The sequence below is a fragment of the Terriglobales bacterium genome (genome assembly GCA_035624455.1).
In the GTDB taxonomy this organism is placed as follows: Bacteria; Acidobacteriota; Terriglobia; order Terriglobales; family Acidobacteriaceae; genus DASPRM01.
Genome location: DASPRM010000005.1, coordinates 1 through 18,074, shown reverse-complemented (window position 1 = coordinate 18,074; position 18,074 = coordinate 1). Strand labels below are relative to the sequence as shown.

Sequence of the window (18,074 nt, the reverse complement as noted above, 5' to 3'; positions counted from 1 at the left end):
GCCGTAGCCTCCCGAAAGCAGGCCGATGCCGAGCGCTCGAGCGCGACGTGCAGCCAGCAGATCCCAGACGCTGTCTCCCACTACCATCGCAGCTTCTACATCGACTCCCAGACGCTCCGCTGCGGCCAGGATTAAATCCGGATCGGGCTTTGCGTGCTGTACCTGATCGCGAGTAACCACCGGCACCTCCGGACCGAGCCCCAGCACGCGCAGGGTTCGATGCGCACTCTCCGCCTGACCACTGGTGGCGATAGCCCAGGGAACATGATTCCTGGTGAGAAATGCCAGCAACTCTACGGCTTCCGGCAGCGGGCGAACCTGGCCCGCGAGCGGAACGTAAGCCTCTTCATGATATTTCAGAAGAGTCATTGCCTGTTCAGCCGAAACTGGCTGCCCGGTTTCTCTGAGCAATGCATTGACGAATAGCCCTCCGCTCATCCCGATGCGCCGGTGAATGCGCCACACTGCCAGCTCGATGCCGCCGCGTTCTAAGGCTTCGCGCCACGCGAGGACGTGCTGGTAAACGCTATCCACCAGGGTTCCGTCGAGATCGAAGAGGAAGGCAGGAGACTTGGCTGATGTGGTCATGCTGGGGTTCTCCGCAAAGCGATGGGAGAGATGCCGGTGAGCATTTCCCGCGGTTCCTACTGCGTTCAGAAAGAAATTTCCGGTCCCTGCCGGCGCAAAGGCTGGCGGGCATGGCGCAGGATAAAGATGAAGCACAGCCCAAGAATCAGGCTGTGGCTGGCAGTTCGAAGGTTTGAGAGGGCTTGGATATCTCGGCTATGGTTCTATGAAGCTGATCGGAGCGGTTGGTGCGCGCCAAGTCTGCCTGAGAGATCACACCGACGCAGCGCATACCCTGATCCACAATCAGAACCCGGCGAATCTGATGTATCTGCATGAGCCTCTCACAGGAGTCCAGGCTTTGCTCGGGACGGCAAGTTACAACCTGGCGAGTGATAAAAGTCTCGATGGTGGTATTGGGGCTTAAGCCTCGGGCCACAATCGCACAGCAAAGATCGCGGTCGGTAATGATGCCTTCGAGATGCTTCGACCCGTCATCCGCAACCACTGGCAAAGCACCGACGTTATTGTCGCGAAGCAAGCTGGCGACGGTTTGTGCGGTATCGGACAGGCGACAACAAACCGGATCTCGAGTCATTAATTCTCTTATTTTCATCTCTCACCTCGTGAGATCACTGGTTCATCTTCCTCGAGTTGTCTTGATGCAGGCGGGAGCGGAATCTGGTTCTACCGTCTCTGCGATTTTAATCCTTTGGAGACGTCGTGGTGGCGCGAGCGGGAGAGATTTTCGCAAGCGGAATGGACGTTTTGCACTATCGGTTTGGCAATGGTCGTTCCGGGGGTTGCCGGCAAACAGCATTCAGCACTCAACAATCAGCAAAAACCCAGGCACAGCCCAGGTTAGCGCTGAAAAGCGCGGCACGAACCTGGGGCGCCCGGGCTACCACCAATTTCGCAATCAGGCGGTTCTTTGGTGATGTCGCTTTGACTCGCGCCAGCAGCACAGCCTAGCATGAGCTTCGAAAGGAGCGCAGGGTGATCGGACAGGTCCTGGGTCATTGCCGGGTGCTGGCGAAGATCGGCGAAGGAGGCATGGGGGTTGTTTATCGCGCATACGACGAAGTGCTGCACCGCGATGTTGCGGTAAAGGTCGTTAAGAAGGATGCCAATCTGGACGCGTCGGCCAGTCAGAACCCGCTACAAGAGGCGCGCGCTAGTTCCTCTCTGGCACATCCGAATATCTGCACCATCTACGAAGTGGGGGAAACCGCCGGAGAGCTCTACATCGTAATGGAACTGGTGGAAGGCAAGTCTCTGCGCGCGCTGAGCGCAGACGGCGGGCTGGCGCCGGAATCGGTGATGCGTTACGGCGTGCAAATTGCCCGCGCTCTTGTTCGCGCTCATGACCGCGGCATTGTTCACCGGGATCTGAAGACGGCCAACATTCTTGTAACCCCGGACGGGCTGGTGAAAGTCCTCGATTTTGGCCTGGCGCGTCGCGTCGGAGAAGGGTTATACGAGGGCTCGACTCGTTCGTTGGCGACGATGCAGGAGTCATCGGTGAGCGGCACTTTGCCGTACCTGGCTCCTGAAGTCTTGAGCGGTCAGCCCGCGGACTACCGCAGTGATCTGTGGGCTCTGGGCATCGTTCTGTATGAAGCAGCATCGGGGCGTCTGCCATTTCAAGGAAGGACCGCGTTTGAGATCAGCGCGGCCATCATGCGCGAGATCGCGAAGCCGCTGGGACCCCCGGTGCCGCCCGGCCTGTGGGCGATCATCCAGCGCTGCCTGGCTAAAGAGCCCATGCAGCGGTATCAGCGGGCGGGCGAGGTGCAGGCTGCGCTGGAAGCCGTGCAAACGGCGGCGGTGGTTTCCGGGAATCCCGCCGGGGATCGGGGCGGCCCTCCTCCAACTACAGTGCTGGTGAACGTGCGACATGTGCACGTGCGCCGGGGAGATTTTCTGCTGCTGGTGGGGACTACAAAAGGGGCATTTCTGCTGCGGTCCAATGCTCAACGGAAGCGCTGGGAAGTTGGCGGTCCGTATTTTCATGGGCAGGCGGTTTACGCGATGGCGTATGACGGGCGCGGCGCTCTGCCTCGAATATGGGCATCGACGCAAAGTTACTGGGGCACGATGTTGCGTTCTACCGAGGACTTCGGCAAGAACTGGACCAATCCGCCGGAGGCGCCTATTCGGTTTCCTGTGGACACCGGAGTTTCGCTCAAGAACATCTGGCAGATTACCCTCGGGCGCGCGGATGAACCGGGCCTTCTCTACAGTGGCGTGGAACCGGCTGCGCTTTTTGAAAGCCGCGATGCAGGCGAGACCTGGTCGCTCGTGCGGGGCTTGTTCGATCATCCGCATCGGCCGCGCTGGATGCCCGGCAACGGTGGACTCACCTTGCACACGATCTTGCTCGATCCCGCCGAGAAGCAGCGTATGTATGTTGCCATCTCCTCTGGCGGGGTTTACCGCACCGACGATGGCGGGCGAACGTGGACGCCGCAGAACCAGGGCATCCGGGCAAATTTCATGCCCAGCAAATATCCCGAGTTCGGCCAATGCGTACACAAGATGGCGTTGCATCCGGACCACCCGGAGCGGCTTTTCTTGCAGAATCACTGGGGCTTGTATCGTTCCGATGATCACGCCGGCAACTGGCGCGACATTGCCAATGGTTTGCCTTCGGATTTCGGATTCGCCATGATCGTGCATCCCAGAAAGCCGGATTGGGTGTACATCATTCCGGTAGAGTCCGATATGTTTCGCTGTACTTGCGAGGGCCGGCTACGCGTCTACCGGACGCGCAACGCAGGTGCCTCATGGGAACCGCTCATGCGTGGTTTGCCACAGAAAGGTGCGTACGAGACTGTGTTGCGTGATGCGATGGTCTCCGATTCACTCGACCCGGTGGGGATTTATTTCGGCACACGCAGCGGACAGATCTTTGCTTCGCGCGACGAGGGCAAGACGTGGCAGAAGATCCTGGAAGGATTGCCATCCGTGGTTTGCGTGCGGGCTGCGCTTGTGGGCGATGACTTTGCCACTGCAAAGCCGAGCTCGGCTAAGCACTCAGACGCTGCTTCAACTGAGAAGAAATCTCCGGTGACCACTGGGTCGCGGCAAGCGCGAACCAGATCGCGCCGGGCGAATTCCACCACGCGTGGGACTAATTCCACCAAGAGATGATCATGCCCGTGACCTTCCACATCCCGGGTGTGTTACGCGAATTTACCGCTGGGCGGAGCCAGGTCGAGATCGCACTCTCTCCCACGACGCTGGCGGATGCTTTCTCGGCCCTGTGGGTCTTGTATCCGGGCGTACGGGATCGAATGGCAAACGAGGAGGGAGCCATTCGCGAGCACATTAACGTGTTCATTGGTGACGAAGATATTCGCTACACGGGTGGCCTGATGACTCCGGTGGCCGCGGGAGCGGTGATTTCGATCGTACCTGCGGTCAGCGGCGGAAGACTCTAGCAGCTTCCATAGGCGTTACTGCACCGTCAGCGTGATGTTGGTTGATTGCTGGATTGTTCCGGATGTAGCCGTGACTGTAACCGTGTAGGAGCCTGCGGGCGTGCCTGGCTTGGGCTGTGGGGGAGCCTGATTGCTTGATCCACTTCCGCTGCCGCAGGCGATCATTCCCATGAGCACGGCACAGGTGAGAATCATCGCCAGCCACATTCCCAACTTACTGCGGCGCTGAGTACCCGCCAGAGCTACCCATCCAAACATCCCCGAGAACGACAGCCACAGCGCGGCCAGAGTCTTCAGCCTGTTCGGTGCCGGCAGATGAAGGGCGGCTACACTGGGAGCGGTGGTGCTGATAGTCAACGTGGTGCCGAGGGCAGCGCCGTTCACACTGAGTGGACTTGCCGGGGAGAATGACGCGCTTGCGAGCTGCGGCAGACCGGCTACCGCGAGACTTACCTGTCCACTGAGGCCGTTCACTGGGGCCACCGTGATGGTTGAAGATGCGGCACTGCCGCTCTTGACCGTGAGCGCGTTAGGGCTGGCGGAGATTTGGAGATCCGGCGCACCCTGTACCTGCAGCGATGCGGTCACGCGGTGTGTCAAGGTGGGCAGAGTCGCGTCGGAAGTGGTGACGTTGACCGTATAGGTGTTCGGCTGGGCTGAAGAAGGAACAGCTATGGTGGCTGTCACCGATGTCGTGGCCGCGGGTGTAACGTTGACCGGACCTGTGGGCGAGAGCGTACAGCTTGCGCCCGATCCCAGACTGCTGGCATCGCAGCTCAGATTCACCTGCGAGCTATAGCCGTTCAACGCCTGCAATTGCACTCCAAGACTGCTGCTGCCGCCAGATACTGTTGCCGCAGGTTGAGAGCTCACGGCGAGAGCGTAGTCAGTGACGGAAAAGGGAAGACTCAGGGAATGGGATAGCGATGCGCTGCTGCCGCTGATGCTGATCTGACCCTGGCCGGCAAGCGCGGAGGCGGTTTTGGCAGCTGCAACGCTGACATTTACCGTAGCTGGATTTGCACTGACGGTCACACTGCTTGGAGAGAGCACACAGTCAGAAGACGAGATTCCCTGATTGATCCCACATTGCAAGCTGACGGTTCCCGTGAATCCGGCCTGCTGGTTGACGACAAAGCTTCCGTTGATCGCTTGCGTTGGTTTGATGCCAGCCACGGCGGTAGCCGGACTGAAGAAGAAGTCCGGGGTTGCGGGCGTGACGGTGAGCTTCAAGGGTTGTGATCGGCTGAGCTTGCTGTCGCCGGTTGTGGCCACGACGATGATTGAATAATCGCCGGGGGCCAGAGTCGAGCCCGGCGCCAGGCTGATCGTCAGTGTGGCATTCAGCGGCGAAGGCGTTAGCAGTACATTGCTGGCATTGCAACTAGCTCCTGAAGGAAGGCCTTGGCAGGAAAGATTAATGTTCTGGCTGAAGGAGCCCTGAGGCGTCAGAATCAAGGTTACTTGCTGGCTCTTTCCTGCCGACAGAACTACGGTGGCCGGATTCGGCGCGCCCAACGTGAAATCCCAGACGCGCAGCGATACTGGCTGGAAATCTACGAGCGTTCCATCGGTAGCCTTGATACGGAAAAAGAAATCGCCCACGGTCGCATTGCTGGAAGTCAGGGAAAACGGCTGGCCGCCGGCTGTGGGCGTCACTGTGATCGGAGACGAGCATGACGGCAGGGGATCCCCGGTCGCCGATTCACAACTGACAGTCACCGAATTGCTGTAGCCATTGATGGATGTAAGCGTGCCTGTGTAGGAAACATTCTGTCCCGGGTAAGTCACCTGATCGGGATTGCTTACGGCGACGCTGAAATTCGGTGCGGTGCTAGACGGCAGCTCAGTCTGCCAAACGCCGCGTCCGTAGGTGGAGACTCGGAGCAGTGGCGGCTGGCCACTGGGCGAGAAGATAGCGACGCGGGTGACTGCAACATTTGGCAGCATGCCCGGGCCGCTGGCGGGCCCCACTTCCGTCCAGACGCTTGAACTTCCACCCGCCGGGCCGTTGGTGAAGACACCGACATCGGTGCCGACGTATACGATGCCCTTGGAATCTACGACGACGGCATTAGCGGGAGCGTCGGGCAGAGCGCTGGATCCGGAGCCGCTGATATCGGTCCAGTTGCTGCCATTGCTGGTGCGCCAGACGTGACCGACCCCAAACCCTTGCACGGTCAGGTACGCAGTTTTGCCGCTGGCGTCGGAGGGATCGATCGCTACGCCCGAGACCGGGACTGGGCAGGTTCCTGCTCCGGTAGAACAATTGGGCGCGTGGAAGCCGCCACTCACTGGAGAAATCTCTGACCAGGAGGTCGGGCCGGCGTCTGCATTTAATGTTGCGAATATCCTGCCATCGTCTGTTCCGGCGTAGACGACCTGTGAGCCATTACCGGTTGTTGATCCTCCCGCAGCCAGAGCATTCACGAAGCTGCTGGTATCGCTTGCGCACGCGGTGGTTCCGGCGCTGCCGTCGAATTTGTTGCTGAGGGCGTGCCAGTTCTGCCCAGTGGCGCCGCCGCACCATACCCGGCAGGAGCCCAGGATCATCTGCGCGGAGTTCTGCGGATCGAGCATGTACGGCGTGTAGAAGGGCACGGCATCGTTGCTTATGTTCGCTGGCGTGACCACGGCAAGAAACGAATCGGCGGTGCAATTGATGCCATTGGTACATCGCTGAATGGGCAGGCGAATGTTGGCGGTGTACCAGGTGCTGGGTGCATGCGGATCGATATCGTTATAGCCGCCGTCGCCATCATTTACGGCTTGCCAGGTCAGACCGTTCGAGCCGGAATGAGCAAAATTGATAGCTGGCGAACCGTTGTCCTGCGTGCCACCCAGAATCGTGAACTGATCGGTAGGATCTTGGGAGAACCAAACGAACTGGGTCATCGACCCCATGGTGCCGTTCAGGTTGTCGAACGGGTAAGTTGGCGTTGACCCGCAGACACCAGTCACTCCAGTGGCGAATCCATTGAGTGTGCGGTAAATGCCGCCATCATTTCCGAAATAAAGGATCGCAGGATTGCTGAGCGAGAAATCGATGGCGTGCTGATCGGGATGCACATGGGAATACGAAGCTGTCGGCGTGCAACCGTAGACGTGGGTCAGGTTGATGAAGCCGTTGGCCCCACAGGTCGCATTTACGCTATTAATGCTGCACTTGAAGATATTGATGGCAGCCGCGTAGAGATCGGTGGCCGTGCCGTTGGGGACCGCGGCTAGGGCAAGATTGTAGTCGCCCTGTTGAGTGCTGCATCCTGCGGTATCGCCACAGTTATCGATTCCTGAAGTGTTGATCTGTGTCCAGGTATTGGCGCCGCTGGACAACTGCCAGATTCCTTGATTGGAGGGCAAAGCATCGACGACCCAGACATAAGTCTCATCGCGTCCGGGCACCTGGGCCATCTCACCGCGGTAGATCGGGCAATTGCGCTGGCCGGCAGGCGGCAAAACGGTGGGACAGTTTGCCAAAGTGAGGGCGGCGGGCTGCTGAGCATCGGGCAGTCGCGTCCAGTTGATTGCATCGGGCGACGTATAAAACCCGTGATAGCGCACCGCGGCATAGAAAAGATGGCGGGCTGAATGGTAGATCACCGATGTTACGGAGCCGGCCGAAGTGACGCTGCCTCCGCCATCGCTGACGTTGGCACGGCTCCAGGTCTTCCCCGAGTCGGTGGAGTAATAGAGGCCGCGATTCTGGTCCGAGCTTTCCGCTCCGGTTTTAATGCCGACGGCCGACCCGGCGGCAGCGGCCACTACAACTAAAGGATTCTCGCTATTGAAGGCAATTTTGGCGAACGCGAGCCCGTGAAAACTGTACTTGCCATCTGCGGTCTGAGTGATAAGGGTCCAAGTCGTGCCACCGTTTTCGGAGCGCAGGATGCCAAGGCCGTAATAAGAGTCGGCGGAACTATTCGCCTCTCCCGTTCCTACCAGGATCACATTGCCGTTTCCCGGCTGCACAGCCACCGAACCTACCGCGAGGGTCGGCTGATTGTCGAGCAGTTGCTGCCATGCAACTTTGCTGACGTCAGGACTGGCGGCGGAGGTGGATTTCCACAGTCCTCCGTACGCCCCGCCAAGGTACAACGTATTGCCAGTGGGATCGGTCTGATCGACAGCCACGGCGGTGGCGCGGCCCACCACGAATCCATAGTCCTGTTCGGGATTGGCGGCGCCGGGCGGAACGGAATGCAGCGGCGCAGGCCCTAATGGTTTCCATTGTCCACCAGTTGCGGCATTGGTCTGGGCAACGGAACTAATCGCCTTGGAACTCGCCGATGTGGAAGCCTGTGCCTTCAACGCTTGAGAAGCAGATTGGCGCAGCTGGCGATTGCTCAGCTTTTGTTGATGTGCCCGTTGCAACTCGCGCGAAGCAGGCCTGCCGTTGACCATGCGCCCGCGCAGGAACCAGTCTTCACGTTCCTTGGGGTCTTCTTTGTTCTCCAGGATTTCAGTCTGTTGCGCGACTGCAACCTGAGCCGCAATGGGATGCCAGGGCCATGCGAAGCACAGGAAGGCAAGAAAAACACAAGCGAGCCTGGAGAGGGTCCGGACTGGCGCTGGCATGGGTGTCCCTGGTGACAGAACTTGGCCTGGAAGCTAGAGAAGTATGTTGGCAGTAAGGGCAACAGTCAAAGGAAAACCCGCACTTTTGGCTGGTTCAAATCCTGGGGGAGTTTGCACTTTGGTATCTATGCAGGTTGGTTACCAGCCAGCAGCGGAAATCCTGTGAAATTGCGCTTTCCGGAAACACTCCGAGGCGTCATCTGGGGAACGCTGCTGGTCCAGAGTACCCGATCAGTGTAGGAACTACAGTCCTCTGGGGTGTGTAATTCTGTTAAATCCCCTTCCTTCAAGGTGATGGATTCCGGAAACGGGATTGCATACTTAACCGGCAAGCCCACCCTCAGTGCTGCCCAGGAGCACATACAATGTCCTCAGCGAGTATCCCGGCAAGTTCCTGCAACCACATTCCGCGTGGAAAGGCATTGATGCGCGGCTCACAACGAGACGAACGCCGTGCGCGGCGCTTTCTTGCCATGCTTCCAGTGGTGATTCGAACTCAGGGGTCCAGCCGACAGCATGCGGGCCTGATTCGAGATCTGAGTGGAAGCGGAATTTTTGTGTATTCGGATTTCGAGCCGGCAGAAGGGACAAATCTTGAGCTTGTGTTGCGTCCTTCTCGCATACAAACGAAAACCGCCCGCGTTCGCTGTTTGGGTAAGGTAGTGAGAGTGGAGACAGGCGCTCAGGGAGCAGCGGTTGGAATCGCGCTGGTGATCAAAGAATACGAACTGGCCTTGTCAAAGAAACCTAGTTCCTCGCCAGCAGCGTGAGGATCAAGCTCCGTTAGATTTCCCGCCGTCCTTCCATGGCCTTCAGGATCGTAACTTCATCCGCGTACTCAATGTCGCTGCCAACCGGGATGCCAGTGGCAATGCGCGTTACCTTCAAATGAGGACGCCGAATCAGATCAGATAAATAAACCGCCGTAGCCTCACCTTCCACGGTGGGATTCGTAGCGAGAATCACCTCGTCGACTTCGCCTGCGTCGATGCGTTTGACCAGATTGGCAGTGCGCAGCTGTTCCGGGCCGACTCCGTGAAGAGGCGAGATGGTGCCGTGCAGCACATGATACACGCCATTAAACTGCCGCGATTTTTCAATGGCGCTGATGTTGGTGGGCTCTTCTACTACGCACACCAGCCGCTGGTTTCGCGTCGGGTTCGAGCAATAGACGCACGGGTCGACGTCGGTAATGTTGTTGCAGATAGAGCAGAGATGAAGCTTGGCCTTCACGTCATGAATGGCGGCCGCCAGCGCGGAAGCTTCTTCGTCGTCACTGCGGAGAATGTGGAAGGCGAGCCGCTGGGCGCTCTTGGCGCCAACGCCTGGCAACTTCTTCAACTCCTCGATCAGGCGAGCCATTGGCTCTGCAAAACGGGACATAGGATAAGTGCGAAGTCAGATCGGATGATGTAAGAAGTATCTCACGCGACCGCGTAGGATCTCAGCCGAACAGCCCAGACATCTGCAATCCACCTAACATTCCTCCCATGGTGGACTGGATCTCCTGATCGACCTTCTGGCCGGCGGCATTGAAGGCGGCGGTCACCAGATCCTGCAGCATTTCCAGGTCTCCCGACTTCGCCGTTTCTGGCTCAATCGTGACCTGCAGCACTTGCTTGAGTCCGTTCATCTTGACGGTGACGCTGCCTCCGCCAGCCGAACCCTCTACAACCGTGGATTGCAGCTTTCGCTGCATCTGCTCGTACTGCTGCCGCGCCTGCGACATCATCTGCTGCAACTGCCTGGGGTCAAAACCACTCATGAATTTCTCCATTAGAGCTGGATCGGACACTAGCGCCCATTCTTTTGCTTATGATCGACAACGGTGCGAATTTCTGCGCCAAACTTCTCGCGCATTCTCCGCACCACAGGATCAGTGACAGCACGCGAACGGGCATCCTGTCCGCTTTCCGGGGCAGAACTGGCCTTTGAAGCTTCTGTTCCATTCACGGCGCCACTGATCAGCCGCATGCGGAGTGGCCGAGCCAGCAGTTTTGTTGTCGCTGAGTTGATGATCTGCCGCGCTTCTGCATTTAGCGCTGCATCCAACAGGCTCTGACGGCGGTTGACGGTCACGGTCAATTCACTGTCCGATAGCGCCCACGAGCCTTCGTCCAGGGTATCGGCCAGCATTTTCTGGCCGGCGTTTTCCAAGGCGGTCAAAATCAGCTTCTGAAGCTCAGAAAGCAGGTTCTCGGCTGGCAATCCAATCCGCGGCTGGGATTCGGGAACTACTGTCGTGGTTTCCACGGCCAGCGCGGAGGTGCCGGAAACAACTTCCGTCTGGGCGCTTCTGGGGCTTCCGCCCTTGCGGGCGACATCGGCCTCGAATGGCGACGGCCTGGCGGCCCGCGGAGACTGTGCTGACGTCGGCGGCTGTGGCATCTCGGTGGATTTCGATCCCGCCGCTCTCGGCAACTGGCTGGGGGAGCTTACCGGCCGGCTGCCCGGAGCCGCAGTTGCGTCCGAGACTGTTGCCCCGCTCAGTAGCTGCTCCATGGGAAGCAACCGCTGCGCGTGGACCATCTTCAACAGGCCCAGTTCCAAGTGAAATCGTTGCTCCTGCCGATAATTGAGCTCGCCATGGGTACGGAGCATTATCTGCAGGAAGCGCGTCAGGTCTTCTTCGCTGAATTTCTCAGCCACCCGGCTAACGCGCTCAATCTCATCCTGGGAAATCTGGAGCAGGGAAGAGCTGTTGCCGCCTATCTTGACCACGATCGCACTTCGCAGGAACCGCACCAGCTGGCGGGCGAAATGTAGGGGGTTCTGCCCCTCGGTCATGAGCTTGTCCAGGAGCTGAAGGGCCTGGTCGCTGGAATTGGCCTCCACCGCGCCCATCAGCTGCTCCAGGATCTCCGAAGGAACTGTTCCCACCAGCTGCCGCACGCTATCGGCGGAGACCTTGTTTCCCGAGCTGGCAATCGCCTGATCCATGATGGAAAGGGCATCGCGCATGGAGCCGTCGCCAGCCTCCGCCAGCATGGCCAATGCGCTTTCGTCGGTTACGATGCCCTCGGACTTAGCGATCGAACGCAGCTGATTCACGATCTGGTCAAAGCGAACGGCATGGAAGCTGAAGTTCTGGCAACGCGAGCGGATGGTCTGGGGGATATCCTCCGCCTGGGTGGTTGCCATCATGAAGATGATGTGAGGCGGTGGCTCTTCCAGCGTTTTCAGCAAGGCATTGAAAGCGGCGTCGGTGATCTGGTGGGCTTCGTCGAGGATGTAGATTTTGAAGCGGTCCCGGGCGGGGCGGTAGCGTGCCGCCTCCCGGAGTTCGCGGATTTCATCGATGCCACGGTTGGTGGCGGCGTCGATCTCAATAACATCCACTGAATTGCCATTGCGGATTTCGAGACAGGAATCGCATACCCCACAGGGCTCGGAAACAGGATGGTCTGTGGACCGGCAGTTCAGGGCCATCGCCAGAATGCGGGCGATGGTGGTCTTGCCGATACCCCGGTGGCCGCTGAAGATGTACCCATGGGCGATCCGCTGCTGCTCGATGGCGTTCCGCAGGGTGCGGGTTACGTGATCCTGCCCAATGACATCGGAAAAACGCTGTGGCCGGTATTTACGGGCGAGCACCTGGTAGCTCATGAGATCGTTTGATTATAAATTGAGCGATTTGGCAGGCGTGAGCATAGCAGGGGCTGCGGGGAATGCCGACGGCGCCCGGCTGAGGAAGGATTAAGTTCAGGCGCCGATGAGCTCGCGATTTCCCGTCCGAGGAGCGTAGCCTGGCAAAAATAGCTGCTACACTTGAAAACTCGTCTCTAAACAGCTAGTCTTTGCCAGGCTTTCACTGGAGGGACCGCAATGCAGCTTAAGTTGACTACCCGTGTTGTGGACGGGATAACCATCGTCGATTGCAGGGGCCGAATTTTGTTCGGAGATGAAGCCGCGGCTTTGCGGGACTTGGTAAAAAACCTCCTGAATTCGACCAAGAAGATCGTGATCAACCTGGGGGATACGACCTACATCGATAGCGGAGGTCTGGGAACCTTGGTCGGGCTTTATACCTCGGCGCGCAACGCCGGCGGCAACATCAAACTCGCTAACCTCAGCCAGCGCGTCGTAGATCTGCTGCAAGTTACGAAGCTGCTGACGGTGTTCGAAGTTTACGAAGGCGAGGATAAGGCGATCGGGTCGTTCGTGAGGGGCGCGGCCTAGAAAACTGGCGATCGAGTAAATTGTAATCAGGTAAACGGAAGAACAGCCAATTGCCGTATCGTTAACATCGTCCGATCAGGCTTTCTGTCTACAGCGTTCCTGCTACTTTTTCTTCCCTTTGCGTTTCCGCATTTCTGCCCGAGAGTATAGCGTCCCACGGCAGCGTTTGGCTCCGCAGGAGCAGGGTGCGTCGTCATCACCATCGAACAGGTTGTAGTCGTAAGTTAGTTCTTCGCCTGCCTGGATGTTACGGCGGGCATAGATCCAGATGCGCCCGCGCACCTCGTCGGTTTCGCAATTGGGATCGCAGCAATGATTGATGAACATGGCGATGCCATGGCCGTCGATTACGCGCCCGTCTTCAAGCGAAAACAGATAAGTGACCGGCTTCTCGTCGTAGATGCGGTCGCCTTCTTCTTTGGTGACCCTGGGGCCGGTGTACTCCACGATTCGCTTGCCTCTGGGTATGGGCGAAGTGGTGAACACGCCAGCGGCGTGCACGTCGGAGGATGCCACGATTAGAGCCATGCTTGGTTGCTATATCTGGAGCAGTTCCGGCAGCTTTTCCGCGGGCACACGCAGGCCGACGAAGAATGAGCCGAAGAGGGCGTAAACGGCGCTGACCTCGTCAAATCTCATTTCATAAATGAGTTTCTTGAACACCAGCGGATGGTCAGCGAACAGGTCCACGCCCCACTCCCAATCATCGAAGCCAATGGAAGCCGTGATGATTTGCCGCACCTCACCGGCGTATCGCCGTCCGACCATGCCGTGTTCATGCATCTGACGCTGACGCTCCACGATGGGCAGGGTGTACCAGTTCTTGTCCTCGCCACGGCGGCGATCCATGGGATAGAAACATACGTAGCGAGTGTCGGGAATTGGGGGATAGAGCCGGGTCTTCATGGCTTCGCGCTGGCGATCGAGAAGTTCTTCACATTCCTGAACCCATTGCGCGGAATGGGGCTCAATCCCACGTCCGGCCAACGACTCATAGAGCTTTACGGTTGAATCGTATAAGCCCAGTTCAACCATGGAGAGGTAGGAATTGCTGGTTTCCAGGTAATCGGAGAGCTCCAGCTTAGCGATCTCGATCTCGGCGCGGTGTAAGTCTTCGAACGACGAACGGAAGTGGACCAGCATGAGATCGCCCTTATGCCCAAGCAGGGAATAGAGCGCGCTTTGAATGGAATCCGAGCGCTCGGCATCTTGCATTTCCATGCGCTTGAGCACTGGCACTGCCGCCCGGACAATCTCTGCGCGCTTTGCTGGCGATAGCGCACGCCAAGCGGACCAGCGAAAACGCATCATCTGATGGAGAACGCTGGAGCCCTCAATAGTCAGGGGAACGGCGGGCATTTGCCCGCGCGCAATTTCAGTGCGGCTGTTTATGGCAGACATGGGATTGCGCCTCGGAAAACGAACCGGACGTCCCTATTCTACCTTTGCCCAACCAACGGACCTATCGAGAGTGAACGAGAATCGCACTGCAGGGCTGGATCCCCAGCCGGTGGTAGCTGTGGGGAGTACCAGAATCAAACTGGATCGAGTCTCCTTCCTCCAGCGCGAATTCTTCTAGTCCGATCCGGAGGCTAAGCTTTCCTTCCAGCAAATAAATCACCTCGCAGCCTGCATGCTGGTGGCAAGGCGCCTTGCTGCTTTCGCTCTCAAATTGCGCGAGGAACACGCTTAACTTGCTATCCGGAAGGGGGTGGCTCAAACACTCGCAAAGATAAGCGACTCCTGAGATTCCCATCTTTTCGGGAAATCGCAACCGCTCCGCATGGCGGGTCAGGTTCGCGGAATTGCCGTTGGACGTGGTGAAGAAGTGGTCCAGTCCAACGCCGAAGACTCGCGCAATGCGCAGCAGCGTTGGAAGGGTGGGATAGAGCTTGCCGGTCTCCAGCTTGGAAAGGAGTCCCGGGGACAGACTGGTCTGCTTTCCCAAGTGAACCAGTCCCATGCTGCGACGAAGCCGGAGAGCGCGCAGTTTGGGCCCAATGGCATAGGATTCCAAGCTCTCAGTGTCAGTTGGTGATGGAAGGCTAGGGGTGGTTCGCGAGTTGCGAAAGGAAAAGGCGGTCGCGGCAGAATTCGCAGCCATCGTGATTCCTCCTCTGGGAGCGATTCTCTGTTGCTGGCCAGCGTTTGTTTAGTGCGTCGAAGGATACTGGTGTTCGGCAACACCAGGGTTGTGAGACTACTTCTTTAGACGATGCGTCGCGCGTAATCTTCAAAAATTTATGTTCTCAGGACTGCTGACGATTGCTGAATTTTTCCACGGCTGAACGGCGCGTTCGCATTTTAGCCCTGGACGCCCGAAAACAGAATCCCACCGTTCACGCCAGCTCGCTGCAGAATGTAAGTCACGAAGAATGTCGGCCCACTCGTGAAATGCAATCCGCAGCGGATTGTAGCTGTTGATGTTCCTGGTCAAGCCGTAGACAGGAGGATTCTCCACATCCTCAGGTTCGAAGGTCCCGAACAGCCGGTCCCATATAATGAGGGTGCCGGCGTGGTTGCGATCGAGATAAGGACCGTTGGAGGCGTGATGGACGCGATGATGGGATGGAGTGTTGAAGACTCTCTCCAAAAGCCCCATCGAGCGCACCAACTCGGTATGGATCCAGAATTGATAGAGCAGGCTGATGGCCTGCATGGTCATAATCATTACCGGCTGGAAGCCTAGCAGCGGCAGCCAAAGCCAGAATATGAATGAGGTGAAGCCTCCGGTCCAGGTCTGGCGAAGGGCGGTGCCCAGGTTGTAGCGTTGCGAGGAGTGATGAATTACGTGGGAGGCCCAGAAGAAGCGGCATTCATGGCTGGTGCGATGGAAGATGTAATAGCTCAGATCTTCTGCAAAGAACAGAACCAGCCATGCCCACCATTGGTAACCAATCTTGAAAATAGCAAAGCGATGAACGAGGGTGTAGAGGGCAAACACCATGGCTTTGCTGACGAGTGCGATCAAAACGTTGCCCACGCCCATGGTCAAGCTGGCAGCCGTATCTTTCCACTCGTACAGGTCGCGCCGCATGACCGCGCCAGCAACTGCTTCCGCAACCAGTAACAACAAGAAAGCTGGAATCGCGAGATGGATCAGGTTCGGCACCGAGTCCTCACCCCGCCGAGGTATGAGGGTTAGTTTAGCCGAAATTCGGCCTTACATGCCGGAATTAGTGCCAGCATTCCGGAATCTGTGAACAGGAGTGTGTCTACCAAATATGGTAGTACCCGTCGTGTTGCGCAAGTTCCAGGCGAACACCAAAGACCGCGCGCAGCCGTTCCCGCTCCAGCAACTCTGTTTTTGGTCCGTCCGCGACGATACGGCCCGCACTCATCAGGATGACGCGATCGATTTCCGGTATGACATCCATGAGATGGTGAGTAACCAGCACCAGGGTGATGCCGGACGCCGCGAGTTTGCGCATGATTGAGCGGAGTTCATGCTGGGCGAGGAGATCGAGACTGTTGCTGGGCTCGTCGAAGAGCAGCGCCCTGGGGTCATGAACCAGGGCACGCGCGATCAGAATACGGCGGGCCTCGCCGGAGGACATCTCCGTAACCATCCGCTCTGCCAGATGAGGAACTTCCAGCAGTTCTAGCAACTCCTGAGTTTTCCGGCGCATGCCCGAGGTCACTCTGTGATGCGGCCAGACACCCGCGCTGCTGAAGAAGCCTGAGAGCACAGCATCGCGGCCGATGATCTCGCGGGTGCAAAATGCCATGAGATCGTTGGACACGATACCCAGGTGAAAACGAAGGTCTGCGACATTCCAGCGCTCGGAACCTAATATGGCAGCGAATGATCCCTCCCGCTCCAAAGGGTACAAGTCGCGGGTGATGGTCTGGATGAGAGTGGATTTGCCACATCCATTTGGGCCCAGGATAGCCACGTGCTCGCCCAACTCGATGCGCAGATTCAGGTCGCGGAGGACGAGCTTGTCTCCGCGCATAACTGACAGGCAGCGAAAGTCAATGAGTGGAGGCGTGGAGTCCCCGCGCGGCATGGCCCATTGTAGTCTTGAGCTCGCACTACTCTTCCGCTGTCGCTTTAAGAACCACTGCTGCCTCCGCCGGAAGATTCCAAGTCTCTTTGGTTTGCACCGGCGGGGTGCCGGACCCGCCATAGCGCGGGTCTTCGGAAGACCACAGCAATTCCCAACGCATTTCCGGGGACGGCGCCATCAGTGGCTCAGCAACCGACTCCAGGCGCAGGTCATGACCGAGATTCACGATGATCAAGCGGTCGCCCGCACCGTCGCCGAACAAACGCAGGACGAACGCCGAATGCGCGAGTACCGCGCCATCGATCGCGTGATGCTTCTGGAGTGCGAATACGGGGTCCTCGCGGCGAAGGCGAAGCAGATCGCAATGGAGGCTGTAGGTTTCTAAATTGCGCTCCCGCTCGAGCCACTTGATCCGGCACGACTCGAAACTCTGGGGATCGGCGGGGTCGGGAATGTTGCGGCTCATTTTCGGATCAGCAGCGCGGCCAAATTGGGTCAGAAACTCCATCCGGCCTTTGCGAACTGATTTGGCGAGCCCCGACTCATGGTCCGCGAAAAAGACGAATGGCGACGACGCCGCGAACTCCTGACCTTGAAACAGCATGGGAGTAGCGGGTGCCAATAGCGTTAGGCAGGTGAGGGCGCGGTAGCCGCCCGGACTGGCCATGAGATGAAGACGCTTGCCATCTGCCGAGTTGGATACCTGATCGTGATTTTCCAGGAAAATCACGAAGGCAGCCGGGTCCAGATCCCGGCTGGGCATTCCGCGACGCTGTTTCAGCCATTTATGCCACTGGCCCTGGAAGAGAAAGCCGAACTTCAGCGCCGAGATAAGTTCCTGAGGAGTACCACGGAAATCGCTGTAATAGCCTTCAATCCGGCCAGTGAGCGCGACCATTGCGCTGTGGTGATAATCATCGTTCCACAAGGCATCGAGTCCGCAGCCACCTTGCTCAAGCGGGCGGGCCAGAAACGACTCCTGCGTCTCGGTTTCGGCGACGACGATGGTGGCGCGCTGGCTGGCCCCACGGCGAACCGCCTCCCCAACTTCGGAGATAATGTGTCGCGGCGAGGAGTCGATAATCCGGTGCGTGGCGTCGAGGCGCAGGCCATCAAAATGAAATTCGCGAATCCAGTATTCGGCGTTGCTGACGAAGAATTCGCGAACACCCTGCGAGTCTGGACCATCAAAGTTGATTGACTCGCCCCATTCGTTCTTGTAGCGATCGGTGAAATAGGCGGGAGAAAACTCGCGCAGGTAGCATCCGTCCGGGCCAAAGTGATTGTAGACAACGTCCAG

15 protein-coding genes are annotated in these 18,074 nt (G+C 58.2%); 3 read left to right on the top strand and 12 right to left on the bottom strand.

Annotated features, from left to right (window positions below):
* Together VEG30_00790 and VEG30_00785 are read right to left on the bottom strand one after the other, a co-directional pair.
* The coding region (locus VEG30_00790) for an HAD family phosphatase (GenBank protein ID HXZ78435.1) at positions 1 to 588 on the bottom strand (588 nt) is incomplete at its 3' end.
* 145 nt (positions 589 to 733) lie between these two features.
* Entirely contained in the window at positions 734 to 1,183 is a 450-nt protein-coding gene (locus VEG30_00785; GenBank protein HXZ78434.1) for a CBS domain-containing protein, read from the bottom strand.
* A 380-nt stretch (positions 1,184 to 1,563) separates the two neighbouring features.
* Between VEG30_00785 and VEG30_00780 the strand changes: the two genes are divergently transcribed.
* Together VEG30_00780 and VEG30_00775 are read left to right on the top strand one after the other, a co-directional pair.
* Positions 1,564 to 3,720: a protein kinase gene (locus VEG30_00780; protein ID HXZ78433.1), complete on the top strand. Its 2,157-nt coding sequence runs from the start codon at positions 1,564 to 1,566 to the stop codon at positions 3,718 to 3,720.
* 2 nt (positions 3,721 to 3,722) lie between these two features.
* Positions 3,723 to 4,010, top strand: coding sequence for a MoaD/ThiS family protein (locus VEG30_00775; protein HXZ78432.1), 288 nt, complete (start codon positions 3,723 to 3,725; stop codon positions 4,008 to 4,010).
* A gap of 15 nt (positions 4,011 to 4,025) precedes the next feature.
* On the opposite strand, the gene VEG30_00770 is transcribed toward VEG30_00775, so the two are convergent.
* The 4 genes from VEG30_00770 to dnaX form a co-directional block, all read right to left on the bottom strand.
* Complete coding sequence (locus VEG30_00770; protein HXZ78431.1) at positions 4,026 to 8,585, bottom strand: hypothetical protein; 4,560 nt, start codon at positions 8,583 to 8,585, stop codon at positions 4,026 to 4,028.
* 783 nt (positions 8,586 to 9,368) lie between these two features.
* Positions 9,369 to 9,968, bottom strand: a complete 600-nt coding sequence (gene recR, locus VEG30_00765; protein HXZ78430.1) for a recombination mediator RecR — start codon at positions 9,966 to 9,968, stop codon at positions 9,369 to 9,371.
* 61 nt (positions 9,969 to 10,029) lie between these two features.
* Positions 10,030 to 10,350, bottom strand: a complete 321-nt coding sequence (locus VEG30_00760) for a YbaB/EbfC family nucleoid-associated protein (GenBank protein ID HXZ78429.1) — start codon at positions 10,348 to 10,350, stop codon at positions 10,030 to 10,032.
* A 29-nt stretch (positions 10,351 to 10,379) separates the two neighbouring features.
* Positions 10,380 to 12,191: a DNA polymerase III subunit gamma/tau gene (dnaX, locus tag VEG30_00755; protein HXZ78428.1), complete on the bottom strand. Its 1,812-nt coding sequence runs from the start codon at positions 12,189 to 12,191 to the stop codon at positions 10,380 to 10,382.
* 219 nt (positions 12,192 to 12,410) lie between these two features.
* On the opposite strand from dnaX, the gene VEG30_00750 reads away from it, so the two are divergent.
* Entirely contained in the window at positions 12,411 to 12,764 is a 354-nt protein-coding gene (locus VEG30_00750; protein ID HXZ78427.1) for an STAS domain-containing protein, read from the top strand.
* A 102-nt stretch (positions 12,765 to 12,866) separates the two neighbouring features.
* Here the strand turns inward: VEG30_00750 and VEG30_00745 are convergent, their stop codons facing one another.
* The 6 genes from VEG30_00745 to VEG30_00720 form a co-directional block, all read right to left on the bottom strand.
* Positions 12,867 to 13,292, bottom strand: coding sequence for an SET domain-containing protein-lysine N-methyltransferase (locus VEG30_00745; GenBank protein ID HXZ78426.1), 426 nt, complete (start codon positions 13,290 to 13,292; stop codon positions 12,867 to 12,869).
* A 9-nt stretch (positions 13,293 to 13,301) separates the two neighbouring features.
* Positions 13,302 to 14,165, bottom strand: coding sequence for a hydrogen peroxide-dependent heme synthase (hemQ, locus tag VEG30_00740; protein ID HXZ78425.1), 864 nt, complete (start codon positions 14,163 to 14,165; stop codon positions 13,302 to 13,304).
* Between the two features lie 61 nt (positions 14,166 to 14,226).
* Positions 14,227 to 14,868, bottom strand: coding sequence for an XRE family transcriptional regulator (locus VEG30_00735; GenBank protein ID HXZ78424.1), 642 nt, complete (start codon positions 14,866 to 14,868; stop codon positions 14,227 to 14,229).
* 129 nt (positions 14,869 to 14,997) lie between these two features.
* Positions 14,998 to 15,876, bottom strand: a complete 879-nt coding sequence (locus tag VEG30_00730; protein ID HXZ78423.1) for a sterol desaturase family protein — start codon at positions 15,874 to 15,876, stop codon at positions 14,998 to 15,000.
* A gap of 103 nt (positions 15,877 to 15,979) precedes the next feature.
* Positions 15,980 to 16,774, bottom strand: a complete 795-nt coding sequence (locus VEG30_00725; GenBank protein ID HXZ78422.1) for an ATP-binding cassette domain-containing protein — start codon at positions 16,772 to 16,774, stop codon at positions 15,980 to 15,982.
* 25 nt (positions 16,775 to 16,799) lie between these two features.
* The coding region (locus VEG30_00720; protein ID HXZ78421.1) for a DUF3459 domain-containing protein at positions 16,800 to 18,074 on the bottom strand (1,275 nt) is incomplete at its 5' end.